General features: G+C 71.4%; 10 protein-coding genes. 5 read left to right on the top strand and 5 right to left on the bottom strand.

Annotated elements, in window-relative coordinates; translation table 11 throughout:
• Positions 1-95 precede the first annotated feature (95 nt).
• Together AB0O19_RS24155 and AB0O19_RS24150 are read right to left on the bottom strand one after the other, a co-directional pair.
• Complete coding sequence (locus AB0O19_RS24155) at positions 96-794, bottom strand: hypothetical protein (protein WP_363622253.1); 699 nt, start codon at positions 792-794, stop codon at positions 96-98.
• Positions 795-918: 124 nt separating this feature from the next.
• Positions 919-1,128, bottom strand: a complete 210-nt coding sequence (locus AB0O19_RS24150; RefSeq protein ID WP_363622251.1) for a hypothetical protein — start codon at positions 1,126-1,128, stop codon at positions 919-921.
• A 280-nt stretch (positions 1,129-1,408) separates the two neighbouring features.
• Here AB0O19_RS24150 and AB0O19_RS24145 point away from each other — a divergent pair, with 280 nt between their 5' ends.
• The gene (locus tag AB0O19_RS24145) at positions 1,409-2,386 is read left to right on the top strand and encodes a carbohydrate kinase family protein (RefSeq protein ID WP_363622249.1); all 978 of its coding nucleotides are present in this window, start codon (positions 1,409-1,411) and stop codon (positions 2,384-2,386) included.
• On the opposite strand, the gene AB0O19_RS24140 is transcribed toward AB0O19_RS24145, so the two are convergent.
• Positions 2,379-3,779, bottom strand: a complete 1,401-nt coding sequence (locus AB0O19_RS24140) for an aminotransferase class V-fold PLP-dependent enzyme (protein ID WP_363622247.1) — start codon at positions 3,777-3,779, stop codon at positions 2,379-2,381. The two genes, AB0O19_RS24145 and AB0O19_RS24140, sit on opposite strands and share 8 nt — an antisense overlap.
• Before the next feature lie 368 nt (positions 3,780-4,147).
• Between AB0O19_RS24140 and coxB the strand changes: the two genes are divergently transcribed.
• The 4 genes from coxB (at position 4,148) to AB0O19_RS24120 (ending at position 8,632) form a co-directional block, all read left to right on the top strand.
• The gene (gene coxB, locus AB0O19_RS24135; RefSeq protein ID WP_350886343.1) at positions 4,148-5,002 is read left to right on the top strand and encodes a cytochrome c oxidase subunit II; all 855 of its coding nucleotides are present in this window, start codon (positions 4,148-4,150) and stop codon (positions 5,000-5,002) included.
• Positions 4,999-6,774 carry a cytochrome c oxidase subunit I gene (gene ctaD, locus AB0O19_RS24130; protein ID WP_063347291.1) on the top strand — a complete coding sequence of 592 codons (1,776 nt, stop codon included), beginning with the start codon at positions 4,999-5,001 and terminating at the stop codon, positions 6,772-6,774. Before coxB ends, ctaD begins: the two co-directional genes overlap by 4 nt.
• Positions 6,774-7,190 (top strand): cytochrome c oxidase subunit 4, encoded by a 417-nt coding sequence (locus AB0O19_RS24125; protein WP_063347290.1) that lies wholly within the window; start codon positions 6,774-6,776, stop codon positions 7,188-7,190. Before ctaD ends, AB0O19_RS24125 begins: the two co-directional genes overlap by 1 nt.
• A gap of 179 nt (positions 7,191-7,369) precedes the next feature.
• Positions 7,370-8,632, top strand: coding sequence for an Ig-like domain-containing protein (locus AB0O19_RS24120; RefSeq protein ID WP_363622245.1), 1,263 nt, complete (start codon positions 7,370-7,372; stop codon positions 8,630-8,632).
• A gap of 19 nt (positions 8,633-8,651) precedes the next feature.
• Here the strand turns inward: AB0O19_RS24120 and AB0O19_RS24115 are convergent, their stop codons facing one another.
• Positions 8,652-9,023 (bottom strand): GntR family transcriptional regulator, encoded by a 372-nt coding sequence (locus AB0O19_RS24115; RefSeq protein WP_063347288.1) that lies wholly within the window; start codon positions 9,021-9,023, stop codon positions 8,652-8,654.
• Between the two features lie 106 nt (positions 9,024-9,129).
• The coding region (locus tag AB0O19_RS24110) for a cytochrome b N-terminal domain-containing protein (RefSeq protein ID WP_363622243.1) at positions 9,130-10,035 on the bottom strand (906 nt) is incomplete at its 5' end.

The raw sequence follows: 10,035 nt of genomic DNA, 5'->3' as shown, positions 1-10,035 counted from the left end.
GCCGCGCCGCACGGGTCCGGGGCGGGCGGCGTCGCCGCGAGCGCCGTCGCCGTGCCCCCGGGGCCCCGCCTCCGCGTTCCGCACCGTTGTCGCGGCTACTGGCCGGCGACGTCCGGAGTGACCGGGTCCGGGCCCATATGCGGATCGGCCTCCAGCGGCACGTTCTGGCCGCTCGACTGGTCGGTCACCGTCCGCCCGGCCAGCGGCGAGCGCAGATCGGCGGACACCGACTGCCGCTTGGCCAGCGCGTTGCAGACCTGCCCGGGCTGCACCGGCGCCGCCACCACGATCCTGACGTCCACCCGGCCGGGGTGCGACTCGTCCGCCTTCAGCGCGTACTTCTGGCAGACCCCGCCGAAGAAGTAGACGGTCAGCCCGTTGCTGCCGTCCACCCGGTAGGAGACCGCCGGGCGCGCCCCCGACCCGGCCGGGTCGGGCTCGCCCACCGCGATCCCGGGGCCCGGGGGAGTGCCCCCGGAACCGGCCGTCGACGGCTGCCCCGGGGCGGGCGAGGCCGCGGTGGGGGCCCACTTGGTCGGCGGCGTCTGGCCGGGCTGGTCCGACGTGGCCGACGGGCTCGCCGCCGGAGCCGACGCGGACGGGGCGCCGGAGGACGCCGGGGCCTCCGGGGAGGCGCTCGCGCCCGCCGAGGTCGTGGCCGCGCCGCCCGCCGCCGAGTCCGACGAGGTCTTGCCGTCCCCGTTGCACCCGGCCACCGTCACCACCGCCGCCAGCGCCAGGCCCGCCAGGGCCACCGCCCGCCGACCGCGCCGGGGCATCGTCTCCAGGTCCATCTGCACATCCTCCCGAGGGCTCAGCGGTGCCGCCCGCTCGGCCGCTCCGCGCGGATGTGACGTGACCCGGTCGGATCCGGTTCCACTTCGGTTCCGCCCGCCCCGGGCCGGGGCGGGCGCCGGGTCACATGCCGTACTCGGCCATCCCGGCGACCAGCCGCTGCGCGTCGGACGGCACCCGGAACCCCTCCCGGGCGGGCGCGGCCGGCTCGGGACCGGTCGCCAGCAGAGGCCAGAACCGGCGCAGCCGCCGGGACGAACTCACCAGCGCGTCGAGGCTCTCGCCGTCGGCTTCGGTCCGGAGGGCGGGCAGCGGGGCGTGGCTGGGAATCATCGGGCATCGCTCCGATCCATGGCCGTGGCCGCACTGCCACGGTCGACGACGGGGCCCGCCCGGCTCGGCGGGGCCCCTGCTGCCGACCCTAGGCCGGGGTTCGGCCCACCCACCAGTGCTACCCGGAGGTAGTACACGTTCGACGGTGACGGGTGCCACGATGGCACTGCGGGCCGGCGGATTGCGGCGGTCTTGCTGCCGCCCGCCCCGAGCCCGGTACCGTGTGTGGGTTCACCCGTGCTTGCCCGTTGGCCCCGCAGCCATCCTGAGGAGACCTCCCGTGCGTATCGCCGTCGCCGGCTCGATCGCCACCGACCATCTGATGACGTTCCCCGGTCGGTTCGCCGACCAGCTCGTCGCCGAGCAGCTGCACACCGTGTCGCTGTCCTTCCTGGTCGACACCCTGGACATCCGCCGCGGCGGAGTCGCGCCGAACATCGCGTTCGGCATGGGCGTGCTCGGGCTGCGCCCGATCCTGGTCGGCGCGGCCGGCGCGGACTTCGCCGAGTACCGCAGCTGGCTGGAGCGCAACAACGTGGACTGCAACTCCGTCCACATCTCCGAGACCCGGCACACCGCCCGCTTCATGTGCACCACGGACGAGGACCACAACCAGATCGCCTCGTTCTACACCGGCGCCATGGCGGAGGCCCGCAACATCGAGCTCAAGCCGATCGCCGACCGCGTCGGCGGCCTCGACCTCGTCCTGATCGGCGCCGACGACCCGCAGGGCATGGTCCGCCACACCCAGGAGTGCCGCACCCGCGGCTTCGCCTTCGCCGCCGACCCCTCCCAGCAGCTGGCCCGCCTGGAGGGCGACGACATCCGCGACATCGTCGACGGCGCCGCGTACCTCTTCACCAACGAGTACGAGGCCGCGCTGATCGAGAGCAAGACCGGCTGGGACGCCGAGGAGATCCTCACCCGGGTCGGCACCCGGATCACCACCCTGGGCAGCAAGGGCGTGCGGATCGAGCGCAAGGGCGAGGCGGCGATCCTGGTCGGCTGCGCCGCCGAGGAGGCGAAGGTCGACCCGACCGGCGTCGGCGACGCCTTCCGGGCCGGCTTCCTGACCGGCCTGTCCTGGCAGCTCGACCTGGAGCGCGCCGCCCAGCTCGGCTGCATGCTCGCCACCCTGGTGATCGAGACCGTCGGCACCCAGGAGTACGAGCTGCGCCCGACCGCCTTCCTGAAGCGCTTCGAGGACGCCTACGGCGCCGAGGCCGCCGCGGACATCCGCGCGCACCTGGTCAAGTAGTCCGTCGGACGACGAGGTAGGCCGAGCCCCGGTCGCCGCCGTAGTCGGCGGCCGGGGCCTCGCCCGCGTACTCCTGGCCGCGCATCCCGCACCAGGCCGGGATGTCCAGCCGGGCCGCCTCGTCGTCCGCGAGCACGGCGACCGTGCCGCCCTCCGGCACCTCGCCGATCCGCTTCGCCAGCTCGATGACCGGCAGCGGGCAGCGCTTGCCCAGCGCGTCGATCACCAGCAGGGGCCCGGCCGCCGGCTCCGGCTCCGGGGCCGGCAGGTCCAGCCCGAGCGGCGCCCGGACGCCGGCGACCAGCTCCGGCAGCACGGTGAGGAAGCGTTCGACGTCGGCCTCGGCCGTCCCGGGCGGCAGCGAGACCCGGACGTTCCCCTCGGTGAGCACCCCCATCGCGGCCAGCACATGGCTCGGCGTCAGGGTGGAGGAGGTGCAGGAGGAGCCGGAGGAGACCGCGAAGCCCGCCCGGTCCAGTTCGGTGAGCAGCACCTCGCCGTCCACGTACAGGCAGGAGAAGGTGACGATGTGCGGCAGCCGCCGCACCGGGTCGCCGACCACCTCCACCTCGGGCACCAGCTGCGGCACCCGGGCCCGGATGCGCTCCACCAGCGCGTGGAGCCGGGCGTTCTCCCGCACGGCCTCGGCCCGGACGGCCCGCAGCGAGGCGGCCGCGGCGACGATCGCCGGGACGTTGACGTAGCCGGGCACCCGCCCGCCCTCGCGTTCGTCGGCCGGCAGCGGCGAGGCGTACCGCACGCCCTTGCGCACCGCCAGCACCCCGACGCCGGGCGGCCCGCCCCACTTGTGCGCGCTGGCGGTCAGCAGCGACCAGCCGGCCGGGACGTCCACCCGCCCGACGCTCTGCGCCGCGTCGACCAGCAGCGGGACACCGGCCTCGCGGCAGTGTCCGGCGACCTCGCCGACCGGCTGGACCGTCCCCACCTCGTGGTTGGCGCTCTGCAGGACGGCCAGCGCGGTGTCCGCGCGCAGCAGCGCGGCGAACACGTCCGGGTCGACCCGGCCGCCGCGGTCCACCGGCGCCACCGAGACGGTGCCGCCGCCCGCCTCCTGACGTTCGGCGACGTGCAGCACGCTGGAGTGCTCGACCGCCGAGTGCACCAGGTGGCCGCCGCGCCGCCGGTGGCCGGCCAGCGCGCCCAGCATGCCGAGTTGCACCGCCTGCGTCCCGCTCGCGGTGAAGGCGATCTCGTCCGCCCGGGCGCCCAGGGCCTCGGCCACCGTCTCGCGGGCGGCGTCCAGCAGCATCCGGGCCTGCCGGCCGGAGCGGTACAGCCGGGCCGGATCGGCCCAGCCCTCGTCCAGGGCGGCGGTCAGCGCCTGTCGTGCGACGGGGTGCAGCGGGGCCGTCGAGGCCGCATCGAAGTACACGGTCACATTTAACGACACACCCGGAGGCTTTCCGGTCCGACGACGTCGCTTACCGGCCGTCAGTCGATCACCCCGAATGTCCGCTTCGTCCGCGTCCGACGGACCGTCACCCGCGTAGTTCGAGGTCATCCCCCGATCGGGCGTAAGGACCTCGAATGCCTACGATGACCTGCGGCGCAGCCCCTGCCGGGCCTGATCGGGCGACCGGGCGGCGCGTTACCGGGGGCTGCCCGTCAGGAGCGCATAAGGCTGGAGTAGGGTTTGGCCCGCATAAGCATTCAAACCGTGCCCGTGGACGGGTCGCCGGGGAGGCTCACAATCCTCCGCGGGGCGACGCGAAGGCGGGCGAGACTTCGGGAAGGCGCTACGTGAGTCCCAACGGCTCCGACCGCTCGCCGCGGCGCACGATGCGGCGGAAGCTGCCTCAGGCGCTGGCACTGGGCCTCGTCATCGCGACCGCCACCGGCTGCTCGGCCAACGACCTCCCCAGGCTTGGCCTCCCGAGCCCCGTCACCAAGGAAGGGCCGATGGTCCTCCAGATGTGGCAGGGCTCCTGGATCGCGGCTCTGGTGGTCGGCGTACTGATGTGGGGTCTGATCATCTGGAGCGTGATCTTCCACCGGCGCAGCCGCACCGGCGTGGAGGTCCCCCCGCAGACCCGGTACAACGTGCCCATCGAGGCGCTCTACACCGCGGTCCCCATCATCATCGTGTCGGTGCTCTTCTACTTCGTCGCCCGCGACGAGTCGAAGCTGATCGCCGTCTCCGAGAAGCCGCAGCACACGGTCAACGTGGTCGGCTTCCAGTGGAGCTGGGCGTTCAACTACGAGAACACCGAGAACCCCGACCCGGCCAACAAGGACGCCGCGTACGACGTCGGTACGCCCAAGGAGGTTCCGACCCTCTGGCTGCCGGTTAACGAGTCGGTGCAGTTCCGGCTGACCTCGCGTGACGTCATCCACGACTTCTGGCCCGTCAACTTCATGATGAAGATGGACGTCGTGCCGGGCGTGGTGAACCGGTTCGAGGTCACCCCCACCGTCAAGGGCGAGTACATGGGCAAGTGCGCGGAGCTCTGTGGCGTCGACCACTCGCGCATGCTGTTCAACGTCAAGGTCGTCGACCGCGCCGACTACGACAAGCACCTGGCGGACCTCCGGGCCAAGGGCCAGACCGGCGCGTTGCCCTCCGGCATCACGACCATGGGAAGTGAAGAGAAGTGACCATCCTCAACGAGCCCGCCGCGGCCGGCGGGGGCGCCGGGGCCGTCACGGTCGGGGCGCAGCGGACCCGCAAGCCGGGTTCGACCATCATCAAGTGGCTGACCACCACCGACCACAAGACGATCGGCACCCTGTACCTGGGCACGTCGTTCGCCTTCTTCCTGATCGGCGGCATCCTCGCGCTGGTCATGCGCGCCGAGCTGGCTCGTCCCGGGACCCAGATCCTGTCGAACGAGCAGTTCAACCAGGCGTTCACGATGCACGGCACGATCATGCTGCTGATGTTCGCGACGCCGCTGTTCGCCGGCTTCGCGAACTGGATCATGCCGCTCCAGATCGGCGCCCCGGACGTGGCGTTCCCGCGTCTGAACATGTTCGCGTACTGGCTGTACCTCTTCGGTTCGACCATCGCGGTGGCGGGCTTCCTGACCCCGAACGGCGCGGCCAACTTCGGCTGGTTCGCCTACTCCCCGCTGTCGGACGCGGTCCGTTCGCCGGGCGTCGGCGCCGACATGTGGATCATGGGTCTGGCCTTCTCCGGCTTCGGCACGATCCTCGGTGCGGTCAACTTCATCACCACGATCATCTGCATGCGCGCCCCCGGCATGACGATGTTCCGGATGTCGATCTTCGTCTGGAACGTCCTGCTGACCGCCGTGCTGGTCCTGCTGGCCTTCCCGGTCCTGGCCGCCGCGCTGTTCGCCCTGGAGGCGGACCGTAAATTCGGGGCCCACGTATTCGATCCCGCCAACGGCGGGGCGATGCTGTGGCAACACCTGTTCTGGTTCTTCGGCCACCCCGAGGTGTACATCATCGCGCTGCCGTTCTTCGGCATCGTGTCGGAGATCATCCCGGTCTTCAGCCGCAAGCCGATGTTCGGCTACTCCGGCCTGATCGCGGCCACCATCGCGATCGCCGGTCTGTCGGTGACGGTGTGGGCGCACCACATGTACGTCACCGGGCAGGTGCTGCTGCCGTTCTTCTCCTTCATGACCTTCCTGATCGCGGTCCCGACCGGTGTGAAGTTCTTCAACTGGGTCGGCACCATGTGGAAGGGCTCGCTGAGCTTCGAGACGCCGATGCTCTGGACGGTCGGCTTCCTGGTCACCTTCCTCTTCGGTGGTCTGACCGGTGTGCTGCTGGCCTCCCCGCCGATCGACTTCCACGTCTCGGACTCGTACTTCGTCGTCGCCCACTTCCACTACGTGGTCTTCGGCACCGTCGTCTTCGCGATGTTCGCCGGCTTCCACTTCTGGTGGCCGAAGATGACCGGCAAGATGCTGGACGAGCGCCTCGGCAAGATCACCTTCTGGACGCTGTTCTTCGGCTTCCACACCACCTTCCTGGTCCAGCACTGGCTCGGCGCGGAGGGCATGCCCCGCCGCTACGCCGACTACCTGGCCTCGGACGGCTTCACCACGCTGAACACCGTCTCGACCATCGGGTCGTTCGTGCTCGGCGCCTCGATGCTGCCGTTCCTCTACAACGTGTGGAAGACGGCCAAGTACGGCGAGAAGGTCGAGGTCGACGACCCGTGGGGCTACGGCCGTTCGCTGGAGTGGGCGACCTCCTGCCCGCCGCCGCGGCACAACTTCCTCACCCTGCCCCGGATCCGCTCCGAATCCCCGGCCTTCGACCTCCACCACCCGGAGATCGCCGCGCTGGACTACCTGGAGAACCACGGTGAGCCGGCCAAGCACCTCGCCGGCGTGACCCCGGCGAAGTACGACGCCCCGAAGCTGGACAAGGGCAAGAAGGAGGGCGACGTCTGATGAAGGAACAGGGAAAGATCTTCCTCGGCCTGGCCGTCTTCGTCCTCGCGATGGCCGTCACCTACGGCCTGTGGACCAACCACTCGGAGCACGGGATCGAGGCGGCCGGCACCACGGCGCTGTTCCTCGCCTTCGCGCTCTGCGCCTTCATCGGGTACTACCTCGCCTTCACCGCCCGCCGGGTGGACAGCGGCGCGGGTGACAACCCCGAGGCCGAGGTGGCGGACGACGCCGGCGAGCTGGGCTTCTTCGCCCCGCACAGCTGGCAGCCGCTCTCCCTGGCGATCGGCGGTTCGCTGGCGTTCCTCGGAGTGATCTTCGGCTGGTGGCTGCTGTTCTGGTCGATCCCGATCATCCTGATCGGCCTCTTCGGCTGGGTCTTCGAGTTCTACCGGGGCGAGAACCAGAACCAGTAGGTTCCCGGGTTCCGCCGACGGCGACAGGGCCGGTCCTCCCGCACGGGGAGGATCGGCCCCGTTGCGTCTCCAGGGTGACGAAACCACTCACCCGGGTGAACGCGGGGTCGCTCCGATGTCGCTTCGGCCAGCCTCGTTCCTACGATCTGAGCAATCGTGCGGACCCTCGGAGGCGTTTCATGGCCGACAGGCGCGGAATCGCAGGTATCGGCGGCATCTCGCTGACCCTCGCAGTACTGGCCCCGCTGGCCGCCTGCTCGTCCGGCGGCGGCGAGGCGGTCGGCCCCCACCGGATCGACGCGGCCGCGCTCGTCCACCTCTCGGCCGAGGGCGGGGGCAAGGTCGACCCCTCCAAGCCGGTCACGGTGACGTCCGTGCCCGGCAGCCGGCTCACCGACGTCACCGTGACCGGCCCGGACGGCCGGGTGGTGGCCGGTCAGCTCGCCGAGGACCAGCACAGCTGGCAGACCACCGGCCGGCTGAAGGCCGACACCGACTACTCGGTGCGGATCGCCGCCGACGACGGCAAGGGCGGCCGCGGCGACACCACGGCGGACTTCAGCACCCTCGCCGCCCAGCGCCTGCTCACCGCCAAGCTGGGCCCGGACTCCTCCGGCAGCGGCATCTACGGCGTCGGCCAGCCGCTCACCGTGCAGCTCTCCGAGGCGGTGCAGGACCCGCAGGCCCGCCAGGAGGTCGAGCGCGTCCTGACCGTCAGCTCCCAGCCCGCCGTCACCGGCGCCTGGTACTGGGTGGGCGACAAGGAACTGCACTTCCGCCCGCAGGAGTACTGGCCGGCCGGGACGACCGTCTCGCTGGCCTTCGACGGCACCGGCGTCCGGATCGAGGACGGCCTCTACGGCGGCGACCGCAGCACGCTGGGCCTGCGGATCGGTGCCCGGGTCGAGACGGTGGTCGACGCGGCCGCCCACGTGCTCACCCTCAGCCGTGACGGCGAGCTGGTCCGGAGCATCCCGGTGACCACCGGCAAGCCCGGCTTCGACACCCGCAACGGCGTCAAGGTGGTGCTCGGCCAGGAGCGGTCCGTCCGGATGAACGGCGAGACGATCGGGATAAAGGCCGGGAGCTCGGAGTTCTACGACCTCAACGTGGAGTGGGCCACCCGCGTCACCTGGAGCGGCGAGTACGTCCACGCGGCGCCCTGGTCGGTCCGCTCGCAGGGCCTGGAGAACGTCAGCCACGGCTGTACCGGCATGAGCACCGAGAACGCCAAGTGGTTCTTCCAGAACACCAGGGTGGGGGACCTGGTGACGGTGGTGAACAGCCGCGGCGCCACCATGGAGCCGTTCGGCAACGGCTTCGGGGACTGGAACATCTCCTGGACGGACTGGGTCAAGCACAGCGCCCTCGGACAGCCCGTCAGCACCACCGCGCCGTCCTCCCAGGCCCACGCCTCGGGGATGATCCGTCCGGAGGCCTGAGGGCCCCTGGAGCGCCTTCTCAGGCCTCCTGGTAGGCCAGCCGCAGGGCGGCGTCCACGGCGGCCAGCGCGTCCGCCCGCGGGAGCCCGAGCCGGGTCGCCCGCTCGGCGTACTCGGCGGCGGCCGCGGCGGCCAGCCGGTGCGCGGTGTCGCCGGTGGCCGCGATCAGCGTGCCGCGCCGGCCGTGGGTCTCCACCACGCCGTCCGCCTCCAGCTCCCGGTACGCCCGGGCGACCGTCCCGGCGGCCAGCCCCAGCTCCTCGGCCAGGGCCCGGACGGTGGGCAGCCGCAGCCCGGTCGGCAGTTCGCCGGAACGGGCCCGCTCGGCGATCTGGGCCCGGATCTGCTCGTACGGGGGAGTGGCGGCGGCGGGGTCGACGGACAGCTGCACGGGAGCTCCTGGAGGGTGCGGACGGGGGACGGGAAAGCCCGAGGGCCGCCGACCAGAAGAACTCTGGTCAGCGGCCCTCGGGTGTGACGCTGCGGGGCGTACGGGATCAGTGGTGGCCGTGGCCGCTGGTGATCTCGTGGTGCTCCTCGGAGGTCGGCTTGGGGATCTGGGCGCCGCCGCCGTAGAAGCCGCGGGACAGCTTGGCCCGGGTGCGGCCGAGCAGGCCGGCCTTGCTGGCCACGCCGTTCTCGTCCGTCTGGGCCGGCAGCTCGACCGGCTGGACCTGCTCGTGCGCGGTGAGCTTGTACAGGTCCTTCTGCGGCAGCTGGGCGTGCACCTCGACGAACTCGCCGTGCGGCAGGCGCTTGATGACGCCCGTCTCGCGGCCGTGCAGCACCTTCTCCTTGTCCCGGCGCTGGAGGCCGAGGCACCAGCGCTTGGTGACGATGAAGGTGATGACCGGCACCGCGAAGAAGCCGACGCGGACGAAGTAGGTGATCGAGTTGATCGACAGGTGCAGGTGGGTGGCGAACAGGTCGTTGCCACCACCGACCAGCAGCACCAGGTACAGGCTGATCCAGGCGGCGCCGAGCGCGGTGCGGACGGGCGCGTTGCGCGGGCGGTCCAGGATGTGGTGCTCGCGCTTGTCGCCGGTGATCCAGCCCTCGATGAACGGGTAGACCGCGATCGAGACCAGGACCAGCGGGAAGATCATCAGCGGGATGAAGACACCCAGGTTCAGGGTGTGGCCCCACAGGCCGACCTCCCAGCCCGGCATGACGCGGATCAGGCCTTCGGAGAAGCCCATGTACCAGTCGGGTTGGGCGTCGGTGGAGACCTGGTCGGGGCGGTAGGGGCCGTACGCCCAGATCGGGTTGATGGTGGCGATCGCCGAGATGGCGGCGATCAGGCCGAAGACCAGGAAGAAGAAGCCACCGGCCTTGGCCATGTAGACCGGCATCAGCGGCATGCCGACGACGTTCTTCTCGGTCTTGCCCGGGCCCGCCCACTG

The organism is Kitasatospora sp. NPDC091276 (genome assembly GCF_040684355.1).
Classification (GTDB): Bacteria; Actinomycetota; Actinomycetes; order Streptomycetales; family Streptomycetaceae; genus Kitasatospora.
Note: the sequence above shows the minus strand (reverse complement) of the source record. Positions and strands in the feature narration are given on the sequence as shown.